Origin of the sequence: Modestobacter sp. SSW1-42, assembly GCF_046635825.1 — a bacterium.
Lineage (GTDB): Bacteria > Actinomycetota > Actinomycetes > Mycobacteriales > Geodermatophilaceae > Modestobacter.
In genome coordinates this window covers 1,054,889-1,071,953 of sequence record NZ_JBISCA010000001.1, presented here as the reverse complement: position 1 = coordinate 1,071,953, position 17,065 = coordinate 1,054,889, and the positions used below count along the sequence as shown (strand labels likewise).

Annotated in this window: 15 protein-coding genes and 1 rRNA gene; 2 read left to right on the top strand and 14 right to left on the bottom strand. The window is 75.8% G+C overall.

What is annotated here, in order from left to right; translation table 11 throughout:
- From ACGBYP_RS05280 to ACGBYP_RS05215, 14 genes are all read right to left on the bottom strand, one after another.
- Nucleotides 1-120: ribosomal RNA gene (locus tag ACGBYP_RS05280) — 16S ribosomal RNA — on the bottom strand; the annotation flags it as partial.
- 359 nt (nucleotides 121-479) lie between these two features.
- Nucleotides 480-1,784, bottom strand: coding sequence for a tyrosine--tRNA ligase (gene tyrS, locus ACGBYP_RS05275; RefSeq protein WP_411582211.1), 1,305 nt, complete (start codon nucleotides 1,782-1,784; stop codon nucleotides 480-482).
- A 19-nt stretch (nucleotides 1,785-1,803) separates the two neighbouring features.
- A complete protein-coding gene (locus tag ACGBYP_RS05270) occupies nucleotides 1,804-2,502 on the bottom strand; it encodes a DNA-3-methyladenine glycosylase (protein WP_411582210.1) in 699 nt (232 codons plus the stop codon).
- On the bottom strand, nucleotides 2,466-3,920 hold the full coding sequence (gene argH / locus ACGBYP_RS05265; protein WP_411582209.1) for an argininosuccinate lyase: 1,455 nt from the start codon (nucleotides 3,918-3,920) through the stop codon (nucleotides 2,466-2,468). Before argH ends, ACGBYP_RS05270 begins: the two co-directional genes overlap by 37 nt.
- Complete coding sequence (locus ACGBYP_RS05260) at nucleotides 3,917-4,492, bottom strand: arginine repressor (protein ID WP_411582208.1); 576 nt, start codon at nucleotides 4,490-4,492, stop codon at nucleotides 3,917-3,919. Before ACGBYP_RS05260 ends, argH begins: the two co-directional genes overlap by 4 nt.
- Nucleotides 4,468-5,415 carry an ornithine carbamoyltransferase gene (gene argF / locus ACGBYP_RS05255; protein WP_411582207.1) on the bottom strand — a complete coding sequence of 316 codons (948 nt, stop codon included), beginning with the start codon at nucleotides 5,413-5,415 and terminating at the stop codon, nucleotides 4,468-4,470. The genes ACGBYP_RS05260 and argF overlap by 25 nt, the downstream gene beginning before the upstream one ends.
- Nucleotides 5,412-6,599 carry an acetylornithine transaminase gene (locus ACGBYP_RS05250; RefSeq protein ID WP_411582206.1) on the bottom strand — a complete coding sequence of 396 codons (1,188 nt, stop codon included), beginning with the start codon at nucleotides 6,597-6,599 and terminating at the stop codon, nucleotides 5,412-5,414. The genes argF and ACGBYP_RS05250 overlap by 4 nt, the downstream gene beginning before the upstream one ends.
- Nucleotides 6,596-7,600: an acetylglutamate kinase gene (argB, locus tag ACGBYP_RS05245; protein WP_411582205.1), complete on the bottom strand. Its 1,005-nt coding sequence runs from the start codon at nucleotides 7,598-7,600 to the stop codon at nucleotides 6,596-6,598. The genes ACGBYP_RS05250 and argB overlap by 4 nt, the downstream gene beginning before the upstream one ends.
- An 8-nt stretch (nucleotides 7,601-7,608) precedes the next feature.
- A complete protein-coding gene (gene argJ, locus ACGBYP_RS05240) occupies nucleotides 7,609-8,760 on the bottom strand; it encodes a bifunctional glutamate N-acetyltransferase/amino-acid acetyltransferase ArgJ (protein WP_411582204.1) in 1,152 nt (383 codons plus the stop codon).
- Nucleotides 8,757-9,803: an N-acetyl-gamma-glutamyl-phosphate reductase gene (gene argC / locus ACGBYP_RS05235; RefSeq protein ID WP_411582203.1), complete on the bottom strand. Its 1,047-nt coding sequence runs from the start codon at nucleotides 9,801-9,803 to the stop codon at nucleotides 8,757-8,759. The genes argJ and argC overlap by 4 nt, the downstream gene beginning before the upstream one ends.
- Nucleotides 9,804-9,859: 56 nt before the next feature.
- Nucleotides 9,860-11,161, bottom strand: coding sequence for a hypothetical protein (locus ACGBYP_RS05230; RefSeq protein WP_411582202.1), 1,302 nt, complete (start codon nucleotides 11,159-11,161; stop codon nucleotides 9,860-9,862).
- The gene (locus ACGBYP_RS05225) at nucleotides 11,151-11,699 is read right to left on the bottom strand and encodes an RNA polymerase sigma factor (RefSeq protein WP_411582201.1); all 549 of its coding nucleotides are present in this window, start codon (nucleotides 11,697-11,699) and stop codon (nucleotides 11,151-11,153) included. The genes ACGBYP_RS05230 and ACGBYP_RS05225 overlap by 11 nt, the downstream gene beginning before the upstream one ends.
- Before the next feature lie 82 nt (nucleotides 11,700-11,781).
- Nucleotides 11,782-12,831 (bottom strand): glycosyltransferase family 4 protein, encoded by a 1,050-nt coding sequence (locus ACGBYP_RS05220; protein WP_411582200.1) that lies wholly within the window; start codon nucleotides 12,829-12,831, stop codon nucleotides 11,782-11,784.
- Nucleotides 12,828-13,892, bottom strand: a complete 1,065-nt coding sequence (locus ACGBYP_RS05215; RefSeq protein WP_411582199.1) for a glycosyltransferase family 9 protein — start codon at nucleotides 13,890-13,892, stop codon at nucleotides 12,828-12,830. Before ACGBYP_RS05215 ends, ACGBYP_RS05220 begins: the two co-directional genes overlap by 4 nt.
- 159 nt (nucleotides 13,893-14,051) lie before the next feature.
- Between ACGBYP_RS05215 and ACGBYP_RS05210 the strand changes: the two genes are divergently transcribed.
- A complete protein-coding gene (locus tag ACGBYP_RS05210; RefSeq protein WP_411582198.1) occupies nucleotides 14,052-15,260 on the top strand; it encodes a glycosyltransferase family 4 protein in 1,209 nt (402 codons plus the stop codon).
- Nucleotides 15,257-17,062, top strand: coding sequence for a glycosyltransferase (locus tag ACGBYP_RS05205; protein WP_411582197.1), 1,806 nt, complete (start codon nucleotides 15,257-15,259; stop codon nucleotides 17,060-17,062). Before ACGBYP_RS05210 ends, ACGBYP_RS05205 begins: the two co-directional genes overlap by 4 nt.
- Nucleotides 17,063-17,065: the final 3 nt, after the last annotated feature.

Sequence of the window (17,065 nt, the reverse complement as noted above, 5' to 3'; positions counted from 1 at the left end):
CCCACGTGTTACTCACCCGTTCGCCGCTAGGGCACCACCCGAAGATGGGCCTCGCTCGACTTGCATGTGTTAAGCACGCCGCCAGCGTTCGTCCTGAGCCAGGATCAAACTCTCCGTAGATGATTTGATCGCAGCTGAGACCAAGAGTTGGCACTCTCGTTCAATCAACCAAAGGAATCCCTCACGACACCCGAAGATGCCGCTGGGGGTTTGTTACTTGGCACTGACTTTCGGCACGCTGTTGAGTTCTCAAGGAGCGGACGCGCAGTGAACCAGACCCTCTCGGGTCGTCGTCACCAGCTTGTGTTGTCCTGCTCGGCGCTTCGGGCCCGGCCTCGCGGTCGTCCCCGGCGCAAAGAGAAAGTTACGTGGCTCCGGCGGCGGTGTCAAACCCGGGGTCGGGTGACGCGCGCCACCTGCCCGGAACGTGCCCGTCACCTGGCGTTCACACGCCTCGAGTGCCCAGGTCAGCGCCCGGATCAGGCTCCGGCGGCGCCCGCGGGGTCCGCTGCCGGGCAGTGCACGCCCGCCACGGAGCGCTTCCCCTTGCGCAGGACCAGCCACCCACCGGGCAGCCACTCCCCCGCTGCCGGCACCGCGTCGGCGTCGGTGACGCGCACGTTGTTCACGTAGGCGCCTCCCTCCTTCACGGTGCGCCGGGCCTCCGACAGCGAGGACGCCAGACCGGCCGCCTGCAGCAGCGCCGACACCGGGACGGCCGGGTCCGCGACCTCGACGGCGCCGGCCTCCCGGAGAGCGGCCTCGAGCGTGCCGGCGTCCAGGTCGGTGAGCTCGGCGCGGCCGAACAGCGCCCGGCCGGCGGCCTCGGCCTGGGCCAGCTCCGCCGGTCCGTGCACCAGCGCCGTGAGCTCCTCGGCCAGGGCCCGCTGCGGCGCCCGGGAGGCCGGCCGCTCCTGCGACTCGGCGATCAGCGCCGCCACCTCCTCCGGCGGCCGCTCGGAGAACAGCGGCAGCCAGGCTCGGGCGTCGACGTCGTCGAGGGTGAGCCAGTACTGGAAGAACGCGTAGGGGCTGGTGAGCTCCGGGTCCAGCCAGATCGTGGCGCCCTCGGTCTTGCCGATCTTCTTCCCGTCGGCGGTGGTGATCAGCGGGGTGCCGAGGGCGTGCACCGCAGCACCCTCGGTCCGGCGGACCAGGTCGATGCCGGCCGTCAGGTTGCCCCACTGGTCCGACCCGCCGGTCTGCAGCGTGCAGCCGTGCCGGCCGTGCAGCTCGCGGAAGTCGTTGGCCTGCAGGATCTGGTAGCTGAACTCGGCGTAGCTGATCCCGGCGTCGCTGTTGAGCCGGGCCGACACCGCCTCCTTGGCCAGCATGCGGTTGACCCGGAAGTGCTTGCCGAGGTCGCGCAACAGCTCGATCGCCGACATCGGCGCCGTCCACTCGAGGTTGTCGACGTAGATGGGCGCCCGGTGCCCGTCGTCGGAGGCCGGGCGGTCGAGGAAGGGCGCCACCCGGCGGCGGATCCGGTCGACCCAGGCAGCGACCTGGGCCGGGTCGTTCAGGACGCGCTCCGAGGTCGGCCGCGGGTCACCGATCAGCCCGGTGGCCCCGCCGACCAGCACGATCGGCTGGTGCCCGGCCCGCTGCAGGGCGCGCAGCACCATGAACTGGATCAGGTGCCCGACGTGCAGGCTGGCCGCGGTCGGGTCGAACCCGCAGTAGTAGGTGACCGGCCCCTCGGCGAGGTGGGCGCGCAGGGCGTCCTCGTCGGTGCTCAGGGCGATCAGCCCACGGCGGTGCAGCTCGTCGATCACGTCGGTCACGACTGCCCATCCTGCCTGATCACCCTGGCGGCGCAGGCCGGCGCCGGGGCCTGCCCCCGGCCCGGAACACGCTCACCGACGGTGCGTCGGTCTCCCAGAACCGCCAGGGCAGCTCCGTGGCCACGCTGATGCCGACCCGCGGCCCGGCGGTGACCAGGGCCGGCGGGGTCCCCCGGTGCAGGCGCACCGGGGAGGCCGGGTCGAGCAGGTGCGCGTCCTTGTCCGCGGGGCCGATGGCCAGCGCCTGGGTGAGCTTGGCCGGTCCGCGGGCCAGGTCGCGCAGCGCCTTCGCCGCGGGACGGCGGACGGCGGCCAGCTCCTCCCCCACGACGACCTCTCCGGCGCGCAGCAGGACCGCCGAGCCGCGCCCCGCCGGGCCGACGACGACGTTGGCGCACCAGTGCACGCCGTAGCTGAAGTACACGTACAGGCGTCCGGGCGGGCCGAACATGATGGCCGCCCGCGGGGTCGGGCCGCGGTGCGCGTGCGACGCCGGGTCCTCCCCCTCCCCCGAGTACGCCTCGACCTCGGTGAGCCGCACGGCCACCTGCCCCTCGGGGCGGTCGGTGACCATCCAGCAGCCCAGCAGCGACGGGCCCACGACGTCGACCGGCCCGAGCAGGTCCGCCTCGGTGAGGAGGGGACCCGGCCCGGGCCGGTCGACGGGTTCGGCGGGAGAGCTCAGAGCGCCGCCGCCACCGGGGAGAGCGTCGACCACTCGGTGTGCCGGCGGGCCTGCTCGGCCAGCGAGCTCAGCTGCTCGGCCACCCGCTCGGGAGCCGTGCCACCGCGTGCCCGCCGGGCGGCCAGCGCCCCGTCGACGTGCAGCACCGAGCGGACCTCCGGGGTGAGCCGCTCGTCGATGGCGGCCAGCTGCTCGTCGTCCAGCTCGTCGAGCTCGAGGCCGGCCTCCTCGCAGAAGGCGACCATCGCGCCGCTGATCTCGTGCGCGGACCGGAACGGCACGCCGTTGGACACCAGCCACTCGGCCACGTCGGTGGCCAGGGCGAAGCCCTGGGGTGCGGCGGCCTCCATGACCTCGGGGCGCAGGGTGAGGGTGGCGATCATGCCGGTGACCGCGGGCAGCAGCAGGAGCAGCTGCTCGACGGAGTCGAAGACCGGCTCCTTGTCCTCCTGCAGGTCGCGGTCGTAGGCCAGCGGCAGGCCCTTGAGCATGGTCAGCAGCCCGGTCAGGTTGCCGACGAACCGGCCGGCCTTGCCGCGGGCCAGCTCGGCGATGTCGGGGTTCTTCTTCTGCGGCATGATCGACGACCCGGTGGCCCAGGCGTCGTCGAGCCGCGCCCAGCCGAACTCGGTCGACGTCCAGAGCACGACCTCCTCACCCAGGCGGGAGAGGTGGACGCCCAGCAGCGCCGCCACGAAGCAGAACTCCGCGGCGAAGTCACGGTCGCTGACCGCGTCGATGCTGTTGTCGGCGGCCCGGTCGAAGCCGAGCTCGATCGCGACCGCGTCGGGGTCCAGGGCCAGCGAGGAGCCGGCCAGCGCGCCGGAGCCCAGCGGGCTGACCGCGGCCCGCCTGTCCCAGTCGAACAGCCGCTCCACGTCGCGGGAGATGGCGTGCGCGTGCGCCAGCAGCTGGTGGGCGATGAGCACCGGCTGGGCGTGCTGCAGGTGGGTCATGCCCGGTGCGGCGACGTCCCGGTAGCGCAGCGCCAGCCCGATCAGCGCCTTCTCCAGCCCGGCCAGCTCGTGCACCAGCGCGCGGACGTTGTGCCGCAGGTACAGCCGCAGGTCGGTGGCGACCTGGTCGTTGCGGCTGCGGCCGGCGCGGAGCTTGCCCCCGAGGGTGCCCAGCTTGTCCAGCAGCCCGCGCTCGAGCGCCTCGTGCACGTCCTCGTCGGCCTCGACGGGGGCGAAGGTGCCCGCGGCGACCTCGGCGGACAGCTCGGTGAGCGCGCCGATCATCCGGGCCAGCTCGTCGACGGTCAGCAGCCCGGCCCGCTGCAGCACCCGGGCGTGCGCCCGGGAGCCGGCCAGGTCGTAGGGCGCCAGCCGCCAGTCGACGTCGGTCGACTTCGACAGGGCCGCCATCGCCGCCGAGGGCCCGCCGCCGAAACGACCGCCCCACAGCCGGGTGTGGCCGCCTCCGGTGCTCTCGCCGCTGACCTCGCTCACGGTGCGCTCTCCTCCACGTCGTCGTCCAGGTCGGTGTCCGGCCCCTGGGGTGCCGGTGCGGCGGCGGCGCGCTCGGCGAGCGCGCGCAGCCGGTCGGCCAGGGCCGGGCCCCCGTCGGGGGCGCGGGAGACGACCATCAGAGTGTCGTCCCCGGCGATGGTGCCCAGCACGTCGGGGAGGCCGACCTTGTCCAGCGCCGAGGCGAGGAACTGCGCGGCGCCGGGCGGGGTGCGGACGACGGCGAGGTTGGCGCTGCCCTCGGCGCTGGTGAGCAGCTCGGCCAGCAGCCGGGTGAGCCGGGCCGGCGCGGACTGGGCCGGGCGCAGCGGGGCGTTCTCCGGCGGCAGCACGTAGGACGCCGGCGCCCCGTCGGACCCGCGCAGCTTGACCGCGCCCAGCTCCTCGAGGTCGCGGGAGAGCGTGGCCTGGGTGACCTCGACCCCGGACTCGGCCAGCAGCCGGGCCAGCTGGGTCTGGGAGGTCACCGGCCCGGCGGTGATCAGCTCGGCGATCCGGGCGTGCCGGGCCGAGCGGGTCAGCGCCGTGGTCACCCCGATCGCTCGAGCAGCCACAGCAGCAGCGCCTTCTGCGCGTGCAGCCGGTTCTCCGCCTCGTCCCACACCGCGCTCTGCGGCCCGTCGATCACCTCGGCGGCGATCTCCTTGCCCCGGTAGGCCGGCAGGCAGTGCAGGACCACGGCGTCCGACGCCGCGCGGGCCAGCGCCGGCTCGTCGAGGGCGTAGGGCACGAAGGGCGCGCTGCGGGCGGCGTACTCGCCCTCCTGCCCCATCGACACCCAGGTGTCGGTGACCAGGACGTCGGCGCCGTCGGCGGCCGCGTCCGGGTCGGCGGTCCACTGCACCGACCCGCCGGTGTCGGCGGCGATCCGCGCGGCGCGGGCCAGCACCGCCGGGTCGGGCTGGAAGGTCTCCGGCGAGCCGATGCGCACGTGCATCCCGGCCAGCGCGCCACCCAGCAGGTAGGAGTGCGCCATGTTGTTGGCGCCGTCGCCGAGGTAGCTCATGGTGAGCCCGGCCAGCTGCTCGCGGCGCTCGAGCACGGTCTGCAGGTCGGCCAGGATCTGGCACGGGTGGTAGGCGTCGGTCAGCGAGTTGACCACCGGCACCCGGCTGACCGCGGCCATCTGCTCGATCCGCTCGTGGGCGCCGGTGCGCCACACGATGGCGGCGACCTGGCGGTCCAGCACCCGGGTGGTGTCCTCGACCGACTCGCCGCGCCCGAGCTGGCTGCTGCCGGCGTCGATGACCAGGGGCTGGCCGCCGAGCTCGGTGACGCCCACGGAGAAGCTGACCCGGGTGCGGGTGGAGGGCTTGTCGAACAGCAGCGCCACGGTGCGCGGCGCGCCGTTGGCCGCACGCAGCGGGGTGGGCGCCTCGGTGGTGTGCCGGCCGGCCTTCAGCGAGGCGGCCAGCGCGAGGACCTCGGCCTGCTCCTCGGGCGTGAGGTCGTCGTCGGCGAGGAAGTGGCGGGTCACTGGTCGGCCTCCTGCAGGGCGGCGTCGAGAGCGGCGGGCAGGGCGGCGACGAAGGCGTCGATCTGGGCGTCGGTGACCACCAGCGAGGGGGCCAGCCGCAGCACGTCGGCGGCGACGGCGTTGGTGAGGAAGCCGGCGGCCCGCAGGTGGGCCTCCAGCGCGGCGGCGACCGGAGCGGTGAGGACGACGCCGAGCAGCGCACCCCGGCCGCGGACGCCGCTGACGCCGGCGTGCCCGAGGCCCTCGACGCCGGCGGTGAACCGGTGCTCGATCTCCTTGGCCCGCTCCAGCAGCCCCTCGTCGCGGATGGTGTCCAGGACCGCCAGCGCCGCGGCGGCGGCGATCGGGTTGCCGCCGAAGGTCGAGCCGTGCGAGCCCGCGGTCATCAGGTCCGCGGCGGCGCCGAAGGCGAGGGTGGCGCCCAGCGGCAGGCCCCCGCCCAGCGCCTTGGCCAGGGTGATGACGTCGGGGGTCAGGCCGTCGGCCTGGTGCGCGAACCACGACCCGGTGCGCCCGGTGCCGGTCTGCACCTCGTCGACGGCGAACAGCGCGCCCACCGAGCGGGCCGCGGCCTCGGCGGCGGCCAGGTAGCCGGCCGGGGCGGGCAGCACGCCGCCCTCCCCGAGGATCGGCTCCAGGAACACCATCGCGGTGTCGTCGGTGAGCGCGAGGGCGTCGGCGTCGCCGTAGGGCACGTGCCGGACGCCGCCGGGCAGCGGCGCGAAGGCCGCGGACTTGCCGGGCTGTCCGGTGAGCGCCAGCGCGCCCATCGTGCGGCCGTGGAAGGAGCCGAGCGCGGTGACGACCTCGGTCCGGCCGGTCAGCCGGCTGATCTTGAACGCGGCCTCGTTGGCCTCGGCGCCGGAGTTGGCGAAGAAGACCCGCCCGGGCCGGCCGGCGAGCTCGATCAGCCGCTCGGCCAGCACCAGCTCGGGCTCGTGCATCGCCAGGTTGGACACGTGGCCCAGCAGCTGCGCCTGCGCGGTGATCGCGTGCACGACCGCCGGGTGGGCGTGACCGAGGATCGTGGTGGCGATCCCGCCGAGCAGGTCGGTGTACTCGCGGCCGTCGACGTCCCAGACGCTCGCACCGGCGCCGCGGGCCAGTGCCGCCGGCGGGGTCTTGTAGTTCCCCATCATCACCGCCGACCAGCGGGTGGCCAGCTCCTCGGTGTGCGTGGTCATGGTGCGGCCCCCTCTTCTGCGTCGGCCGGGACGACCATCGTCCCGGTGCCCTCGGTGGTGAACATCTCCAGCAGCAGGGCGTGCGGCAGCCGGCCGTCGACGACGGTGGCCCGCTTCACCCCGCCCTCGACCGCGCGCAGGCAGGCGGCCATCTTCGGGATCATCCCGGCGTCCAACTCGGGCAGGATCTCGGCGAGCTCGCGGGCGTCGATCTGCTCGACCAGCGAGTCGCGGTCGGGCCAGTTGGCGTAGAGCCCCTCGACGTCGGTGAGGACGACGAGCTTCACCGCGCCCAGCGCGACGGCCAGCGCGGCGGCGGCGGTGTCGGCGTTGACGTTGTGCACCCGGCCCGCGGCGTCGGGCGCCACGGTGGCCACGACCGGGATGTGCCCGGCCTCCAGCAGCGCGGTGACCGGGGCGGGGTCGACGGCGACGACGTCCCCGACCAGCCCGACGTCGACCGGCTCGCCGTCGACGACGGCCGCGGTGCGCTCGGCGGTGAACAGGCCGCCGTCCTCGCCGGACAGGCCGACGGCCAGCGGTCCGTGGGAGTTGATCAGGCCGACGACCTCCGGGCCCACCTGACCGGTGAGCACCATGCGGACGACGTCGATCGTCTCCTCGGTGGTGACCCGCAGGCCGCCGCGGAACTCGCTGCTGATGCCCAGCCGGTTGAGCATGGCGCTGATCTGCGGGCCGCCGCCGTGCACGACGACGGGGAGGATCCCGCAGGTCCGCAGGAAGACCATGTCCTCGGCGAAGGCCCGGCGGCACTCCTCGTCGACCATCGCGTGGCCGCCGTACTTGACCACCACGACGTTGCCGTGGAACTCCCGCAGCCACGGCAGCGCCCCGGTGAGGACGGCGACCTTGGCCGCGTCGCCCGCGGGGTCGTTCACCCGCATCACCCGGTGGGTGCCGATGGTGCGCCGCGGCGGGACCTCGTCGGGGGCGACGTCCGGCGGGGTGGGGTCCTGGGCGGTGCTCACGTCGTTGCTCATCCCGCTGGTCACGTCGAGTAGGCCGAGTTCTCGTGCACGTAGGCGATGGACAGGTCGTTGGTCCAGATCGTCGCCTCCTCGGTGCCGGCGCGCAGGTCGACCTCGATGGCGATCGCGCGGCCGGAGAGGTCGACGCCCTCGCGCGGGTCGCCGATGGCGCCGCCGCGGCAGACGGTGACGCCGTTGATGGTCACGTCGACCTGGTCGGCCTCGAAGGCGGCGTCGGTGGTGCCGATCGCGGCGAGCACCCGGCCCCAGTTCGGGTCGTTGCCGAACAGCGCCGTCTTCAGCAGGTTGTTGCGGGCGCAGGCCCGGCCGGCGGTCAGCGCGTCGGCGACGCTCGCCGCGTTGCGGACGGTGATCGCGATGTCCTTGGTCGAGCCCTCGGCGTCGGCGAGCAGCTGCATGGCCAGGTCGGTCATCGCCGCGGTCAGCGCCTCGGTGACCTCCTCGGCCGTCGGGGTGACCCCGCCGGCGCCGCTGGCCATCGCGACGACCGTGTCGTTGGTCGACAGGCAGCCGTCGGAGTCGACCCGCTCGACGCTCACGCTCGTGGCCCGGGCCAGGGCGGCCTGCAGCACCTCGGCCGGGACGACGGCGTCGGTGGTGAGGACGACGAGCATGGTGGCCAGGCTCGGGGCGAGCATGCCCGCGCCCTTGGCGATGCCGCCGACGGTCCAGCCCTCGCGGCGCACGACGGTCGTCTTGGGCACCGAGTCGGTGGTCATGATCGCCTGGGCCGCGGCCGTGCCACCGTCGGCGGAGAGCCTGGCGACCGCGGCGCTGACCCCGGGCAGCAGCTTGTCCATGGGCAGCCGGACGCCGATGAGGCCGGTGGAGGCCACCGCGACGTCGATCGCGCCGATGCCCAGCTCGGCCGCCACGTGCTCGGCGGTCGCGTGCGTGTCCTGGAACCCCTCGGGGCCGGTGCAGGCGTTGGCGCCCCCGGAGTTGAGGACGACGGCCTTGAGCCGGCCGCCGCTGAGCACCTGGCGGCTCCACTGCACCGGCGCGGCCGGGAAGCGGTTGGTGGTGAAGACGGCGGCCGCGGCGTCGTCCGGGCCGTCGTTGACGACCAGCGCGACGTCGGGGTTGCCCGAGGTCTTGAGCCCGGCGGCGACGCCGGCGGCGCGGAACCCGGCGGGGACGGTCACGGTCACGGGGCGACTCCGACGAGCGGGAGACCGGTGGTCTCGGGGAGGCCGAGGGCGAGGTTGGCGCACTGCAGGGCGGCGCCCGCGGTGCCCTTGGTGAGGTTGTCGACAGCGGCGACGACGACGAGCCGGCCGGCGTCGGGGTCGACGGCGAGCTGGAGCTGCACGGTGTTGGCGCCGAGCACCGCCGCCGTGGTGGGCCACTGGCCCTCGGGCAGCAGCTGCACGAAGGGCTCGTCGGCGTAGGCCTCGGCGTACGCGGCGCGGGCCCGGGCGTCGGTGACACCGGGGGCCAGCGGGGCCGAGCAGGTGGCGAGGATGCCCCGGCTCATCGGCACCAGGGTCGGGGTGAAGCTCACGGCGACCTCCGTACCGGCGGCCTGCGACAGGTTCTGCACCATCTCCGGGGTGTGCCGGTGGACCCCGCCGACGCCGTAGGCGCTGGCCGAGCCCATGACCTCGCTGCCGAGCAGGTGGGTCTTGGCCGACTTGCCGGCGCCGCTGGTGCCGCTGGCGGCCACGACCACGATCTCGGGGGCGACCAGGCCGGCGGCCAGCGCCGGGGCCATGGCCAGGGTGACCGAGGTCGGGTAGCAGCCGGGGACGGCGATCCGCCGCGCGCCGGCCAGCTGCTCGCGCTGGCCGGGCAGCTCGGGCAGCCCGTAGGGCCAGTGCCCGGCGTGCTCGCCGCCGTACCAGCGGGCCCAGGCGGCCGGGTCGTTGAGCCGGTGATCGGCGCCGCAGTCGATGACCAGGACGTCGTCGGGCAGCTGGGCGGCGATGGCCGCGGACTCCCCGTGCGGCAGCGCCAGGACGACGACGTCGTAGCCGGCCAGGCTCGCGGCGTCGCTGGGCTGCACCTGGAGGTCGGCGTACGGGGTGAGGTGCGGCTGCAGCTCGCCCAGGCGTCGGCCGGCGCTCGTGTTGGCGTGCACCCCGGCCAGCCGGAGGGAGGGGTGCCCGGCCAGCAGCCGGCACACCTCACCGCCCGCGTACCCGGTGGCGCCGGTGACCCCGACCGTCCACGTCTGTCCGCTGCTCACCTGCATGACCATACAGGGTCCTGCATGACTGTTCACCGTCGGGGCCGGACGGCCCACCCGTCTCAGGGCTGGTAGGTGACCTGTTCGGCGATCGCCAGCACGTCCTCACGGGACAACGTGTCGGGTGCCTGGAGCAGGAAGACCGGCCCGTCCGGCACCTGGCCCATGACGTACCACATCCGCGCCGGCTCGGGCTCGTCCGGGAAGCCCGGTCCGGTGAACGGGTCGGGCACCGAGGCCACCTCGGCCGGCCGGCCCTGGACGGTCACCGGCTCCACCGGCTCGCCGTAGGTCAGGTACTGCAGGTACCCGGGCACGCGGTAGTCGGTCTCCCAGCGGCCCCACATGCTCACGTGCAGCCCGTTGCGGAAGCTCGGGTCGGCCTGGTCGGTGAGGCTGAGGTTGCTGCCGGACTCGTAGCCGGTCACCGACCAGCCCTCCGGCGCCAGGCCCACCTGGACCGCCACCGGCTGCGGACGCTCGACGACGGACTCGGCCACCGCGACCACGGCGTCGAGCCGGCCGTAGGTGTCCCCCTCCCCCCACACCTGCAGCCACCTGCCGTCGGGGCGGTGCCAGAAGAGCTCGGCCAGGGTGTCCGAGCAGACCTGCACGGGCGGCTCCGTCCGGTCCAGCGAGCCCGGGACCGGGTCGCACTCGGGTTGGTCGCGGACGCTCAGCCGGTAGTCCGCCGGTGTCCCGGCCACGGTCGTCGTCCCGGAGTCCAGCACGCCGGTCGGCGGGGACGCGGAGTTGCCGGGGCCGAGGTCGCGGGGGTCGCGTGCACTGACCGTGAACGTGAAGCCGGGCTCGTCCGCCGAGCGGTACTCGGCGATCCAGCCGGGGGGTTCCACGCCGTAGGGCGTGGGCCCGCCCACCTGGGTGAGCTGCGCGGCGAGCCCGACCGGGGCGGGGTCCAGGGACCACGGGAAGGTGACGGCCTCGGCGGCGACCAGGGCCAACCCGCCGGGCGGGTCGATCGGCCCCGCAGGCGTCGGGGCCGGAGGGGGCAGCGGGGACACGGGCAGCGTGGCCTCGCCGGCCGGGGGCGAGGCGTCCGGCGACCGGCCCTCCTCCGGCGCGACGACGACCGCAGTCGTCCACGCCGCGGCGACGGCGAGCACGGCCGCACCGGTCCGGACGGCGAAGCGCCGACGGGGGCGCCTGCTCCGGGGCCGCGGGGCGGTGCGCGCCGCGTGGGCGTCGCAGACCAGCTGCCGGGCGGCCACCACCGACGCGGGTGCGTCGTCCCGGTCGGAGGTCTGCAGCACCTGCAGGAAGGCCGCCGGCAGCGGAGGCAGGTCGGCGTCCTGGACCGCCGCGCTCGAGGCGAGGAGGGCGTCCAGTTCCCGGTCAGTGAGCATGGTCGGTCTCCTCCGTGTGGGCGGTGGTGGCGAGGACGGTCCTCAGCCGGGTGCGGGCCCGGTACAGCCGCGTGCGGGCAGCGCCGGTGGTCAGACCGAGAGCCGCGGCGGCCCCTGCCGGGGTGAGGCCCTCCCAGGCGATGAGGGTCACCAGCTCGCGGTCCTCGGGCGAGAGCTGGGCGAGCGCGTCGCGCATCCGCTGCGTGGCCACCGACTGCTCGTGGACGACCGCCGGGTCGGGCACGGTGTCGGGCACGAAGGAGGCCGCGAGCCGGGTGCCGAGGCGGCCGGTCCGCCCGGCGCTGCGCAGGCTGTTGGCCAGGCAGTGCCGGGCTATGCCGAACAACCACGGGCGGGCCTCGGCCGGGTCGGCGGGCAGGTCGCCGCGGCGCCGCCAGGCGGTCGCGAAGGTCTCGGCCACGACGTCCAGCGCGTCCTCGCGGGTGGCGCAGCGACGGAGCACATAGCCCAGCACCGCCGTCCCCACCGTCCGGTAGACCTCGGCGAAGTGGTCGTCGGCTCCAGGTGGGCTGGTCATCGGGGCCCCTGCATCGAGATCACGTCCGACACATGTCCGGCTCGCGCCGATCGTCACAGGTCGCCCCCAGCGGGCGCCCGGGTCAGCGGAGGAGGCGGTCCAGCAGCGCGAAGGTGCGCCGGGCCATCAGGTCGGAGCCCATCTCCCGGACGGCGCGCACCCGCGCCCGGGCGCCCATCTCGGCCCGGCGCCCCGGGTCGGTGAGCAGGTCGCTGATCGCGCGGGCGAGCGCGGCCTCGTCGCCGACCGGGACGACCACGACGTCCTCCCCCACCGCGCCCACCACGTCACCGACGGCGGTGCTGACACAGGGCAGGCCGGCGGCCATCGCCTCCAACAGGGTCAGCGGCAGCGCCTCGCGGCGGGAGGACAGCGCGAAGAGGTCGACGTCGGCGAGGAAGGCCGGAGCGTCCTCCACGAAGCCGGTGAAGGTGACCGGCAGGCCCGCGGCCAGCGCGCGCAGCCGGTCGGCGTCCCGGCCGTGCCCACCGATGACCACCTCGAGCTCGTGGCCCTCGGCGACGAGCCGGCGCACCGCGCCGAGCAGCAGGTCGAAGCCCTTCTGCTCGGTGAGCCGGCCGAAGGCGCCCAGCCGCGGCGGGCTGTGCCCGGCCGGCCCGGAGGCGACCGCGGGCACGTGCACCCCGTTCGGGACGACGCCGGTGCGCTCGCGCGGGACGCCCAGCTCGCCGACCACCTGCGCGCGGGCGTCCTGGCAGGTGCCCAGGACGAGGCCGAACCCGGTGTAGAGGTCGGCCAGCCGGCGCCGCTGGTCACCGGCGCCGGTGTCGCCGGGCAGGTGCAGGACGCCGGCCGCGGGCGCGGTGGCCTGCGCGGCGGTGACCGCGGAGGCGTTGGAGCCGGGGTCGACGAGGTTGACCAGGACGGCGTCCGGGCGCTGGGCGGCCAGCGCGGCGCGGACCTCCGGGGCGTCGGCGCGGTGGCGGGCCAGCGGCACGACCGTCGTCGGCACGCCGGGGACGCGGCGGGCGAAGCCGTCGGCCACCGGCTCGGCGACCACCAGCGACGCCGTCCAGCCCGAGTCGGCGGCGTGCCGCAGCAGGTGGGACAGGTAGACCTCGGCCCCGCCCCAGGCGTCGGAGTCGGCGACGACGCTGATCCGGGGGCTCACCGGGTGCCCACCAGCTCGCGGGCCGCGGCGAGCACGGCCGCCACCCGCACCGACGCCGCACAGCGGAAGTCGATCGGGCAGACCAGGTGCGGGCACGGCGCGCACGGGACGTCGGCGACCACCGCACGCTGCCGCGGGCCGGTGTGCGCCCAGCGGACCGGGTCGCCGGGCAGGAAGACGGTGACGCTGCGCGCGCCGACGGCGACCGCCAGGTGCGCGGACCCGGTGTCGTTGCCGATCAGCAGCGCGCTGTCGGCCAGCAGCGCGGCCAGTCCGCCCAGGCTCGTGGTGCCGGTCAGGTCGGTGACCGGGGCCCGCATCCGGTCGCGGACGGTGGCGCTGATGTCCCGCTCGCCGGGCACCCCGGTGAGGACGACGTCCCAGCCGTCGGCGGCGAGCGCGTCCCCGACCGCGGCGTAGCGCTCGGTCGGCCACTGGCGGGTGGCCGCGGAGGCGCCGGGGTGCAGGACGACGTACCGGCCGGGCGCCAGGCCCGCGGCGGCCAGGGTGGCGGCGTGCTCGGCGCGGTCCGCGTCGGTGAGCGGGAAGTGCATCGCCGGGGCCGGCCCGGCCGGCAGGCCCAGGTGCTCCAGCAGCCGCACGTGCCGCTGCGCCTCGTGCAGGTCCAGCGGGTAGCGCAGGTGGAGGGGCTCGGCGCCCGCCGGCGGCTCCCAGCCGGTCGGGGCGAAGCCGCCCACCAGCCGGGCGCCCAGCGACGCGGCCACCCGGTTGGCCGCCGGCCGGTCGCCGTAGGCCTGCAGGGCGAGGTCGAACTCCCGGTCCCGGGCGGCGGCCAGGAACGGCTCCCAGCCGGCCGGGTCCGGGGTCCGCTCGGGGATGCCGTCGGTGCCGGGGAAGGGCAGCAGCTCGTCGACGTCGTCGGCGTAGCGGTCGACCACGCCGGCCATCTCCGGCCAGGTGATCAGCGTGACGTGCAGGTCGGGACGGGACTCCCGCAGCCGGCGCAGCGCCGGGGCCGAGCACAGCAGGTCACCGAGGCCCACCCGGAGTCGCACCAGGGCGATCCGCCGGACGGCCGGGTCGGCGAGCGGGAGGGTCACGGGGGCATCCTCTCCGCACAGCCGGGCCGCGCGCCCGTCGGGGCCGCGCGACCGGGTGGCGCCCGACCGGATGGCGCACGCCGGGCGTCCCGCCCGGGTCCGTGCTGTACTGCCGTCCCGGACCGGAGACGACGGTCCACCGACCCGGAGGTGGCAGGGGTGCACGTCCTGCGGCTGTGCAGTGTCTTCGAGCCGATCGCCGCGCCCGCGGACGCCGGGACGGGGCTGGACGCCCGGACGGCGCGGTTCGACCCGATCGGCGGGATGCAGAACCACACCGCGGCGCTGACCCGGTGCCTGGACGAGCAGGGCCACCGGCAGACCGTGCTCACCTCGCGCCTGGCCGGCCCCCGCCGCTCCGACCGGCAGGGCCTGGGCGCGCTGGTGCACCGCACCGGTGCGCGCACCCGGCGCGCCCGGCAGCTGTGGGCGCTGGCCGCCGTCCCCCGCGCCCTGCGCCGGACCGGCACCCCTGTCGACGTGGTGCACGCCCACCAGGGCGAGGACCTCGCGACGCTGCTGCTGGGCCGCCTGGCCGCCCGGCGGCACCGCTGCCCGCTCGTCGTGACCGTGCACTGCAGCGTCGGGCACACCCTCACCGCCCACTCGCTGCACGCCCGGGTCGTCCGGGCGGTCGGCGGGTCCATCGAGCGCCGCACCCTGCGCCGGGCCGACGCCGTCGTCGTCCTCACCGCGCGGACCGCGGCGGCGCTGCGTGAGGACGGCGTCCCGGCCGACCGGATCAGCACCATCCCCTCCGGGTTCGAGCCGGCGGTGTTCGAGCGCGTGCCCGCCGGCGGACGACGGGACCGGCCCCGGATCGGCTACGTCGGCCGGCTGGCCGCGCAGAAGCGGGCCGACCTGCTGGTCAGCGCCTTCGGCGCCATGCAGCAGGAGGCCGACCTGCTCGTGGTGGGCGACGGCCCCGAGCGCGAGCGCGTCCACCGGCTGGTCCGCACCAGCCCGGCGGCCGACCGGATCACCACGACCGGGTTCGTCGAGCACTCCGCCGTCCCGGGGGTGCTGGCGTCGCTGGACCTGCTGGTGCTCCCCTCGGCCTACGAGGAGATGGGGTCCGTGCTGGTCGAGGCGATGGTCGCGGGCCTGCCGGTGGTGGCCAGCGACGTGGGCGGGATCCCCGAGGTGGTCGTGCACGGCGAGACCGGGCTGCTGGTCCCGCCCGGTGACGTGCCCGCGCTCACCGCCGCCCTGGACCGGCTGGTCGCCGACCCCGCGCTGCGCTCCCGGCTGGCGGAGGGCGCGCGCGAGCGGTCCCGGCACTACTCCTGGCCGCACCTGGCGACCCGCGTCGCCGACGTGTACCGGCGGGTGCGCAGCGGCGAGCCGGCGCTGCCCGTCGCCGCGTGACCGGTCCGCAGGTCGCCGTCCTCGTCCCGGTCCACGACCAGTCGGCCTGGCTGCCGCGCGCGCTCGACGGGCTGCTGGCGCAGGAGGTGAGCGACTGGGAGGCCGTCGTCCTGGACGACGGGTCGCCCGACCCCTCCGCCGTGACGGCGGTGGTCACCGCGCTCGGCGACCCCCGCGTCCGGCTGGTCGCCTGGCCGGACAACCGGGGTCTCGGTGCCACCCTCAACGCGGGCCTGGACGCGGCCGCAGCCCCGGTGGTGGCCTACCTGCCCGCCGACGACGTCTGGGCGCCGGACCACCTCACCGCGCTGCTGGGCGCGCTGGAGGACCCCGCGGTGGCCCTGGCGCGCAGCGGGCTGACCGAGCCCGCGGACACGCCGTACGCCCAGCTGGTGCAGGTCGCCCACCGCCGCACGGCGCACCGGTGGACCGAGCGCGCCGAGCTGGAGGCCGACGACCTCGACCGGCTGCACTGGTCGCAGGTGTCGGCGGCCGGGCGCACCGCCGACACCGGCCGGGTCACCTGCACCTGGACGCGGCACCCCGGGCAGCGGTCGCGGGCGATCCGGGAGTCCTCTGACGGCGGGCTCAACGTCTTCCGCAGCCGGTACCGGGTCGCCCAGCCGCTGCGCTTCGCCTCCACCGACAGCGGGGAGGTCGACGAGGTCGCCCGCTACGCCCGCTTCCGCGACCGCGCGTACGCCGAGCCCGACGGGCTGTCGGTGCTGATCGTGGGCGAGCTGGCCTTCAACCCCGAGCGGGTGCTGGCACTGCGTGAGCGCGGGCACCGGCTGACCGGGCTGTGGACGAGCGACGGCCTGGGCGACTCGACCGTGGGACCGCTGCCCTTCGGCCACGTGCCCGACCTCGACCGGGACCGCTGGCGCGACGAGGTCACCCGGCTCCGGCCCGACGTGATCTGGGCGCAGCTCAACTGGCGGGCCGTCCCGTTCGCGCACGCGGTGCGCGACGCCTTCCCCGGCGTCCCGTTCGTCTGGCACTTCAAGGAGGCGCCGCAGCGCAGCATGGTGCGCGGCGAGTGGCCGCTGCTGGCCGACCTGGTCACCGGCGCGGACGCCTGCCTGCTGGCCACCGCCGAGGAACGCGACTGGTTCGCCGGGGCTCTGCGCGGCCGGGTCGACCCGGCCCGGCTGGGCGTCCTGGACGGCGACCTGCTCAAGCGGGACTGGCTGGACGCACCGCTGTCGCCGAAGCTGTCCGACGCCGACGGCGAGCCGCACACCGTCCTGGTGGGCCGGCCGGCCGGGCTGGACGCCGGCTGGCTGGTCGACCTCGCCCGCCGCGGCGTGCACACCCACCTCTACGGCCGGGTGCGGGCGCCGGGGCCGACCGGGTCGTGGACGAGCTGGCTGGACGAGGCGCTGGCCGCCGCTCCCGACCACGTCCACCTCCACCCGGCCGTCGGGCCCGAGGACTGGGTGCGCGAGCTCTCGCAGTACGACGCCGGCTGGTTGCACCGCTCCTCCAGCGACAACGGCGGCGACCTGCGCCGGGCCAGCTGGGACGACCTCAACTCCCCCGCCCGGCTGCCGGTCTGCCTGGCCGCGGGGCTGCCGCTGCTGCAGCCGGACCACCCCGGGTCGCTGGTGAGCGTGGCGCGGGTGCTGCGCGAGGACGGCACCGGGCTCTTCCACCGCTCGCCCGACGACGTCGCCGACGCGCTGGCCGGGGAGCTGGCGACCCGCAGCGGCGGCCGGGCCGCGCTCGCGGTGCGGGAGCGGTACACCTTCGACGCCCACGCCGACCGGCTGGTCGAGCTGTTCGGCTCGATCGCACGCTAACGC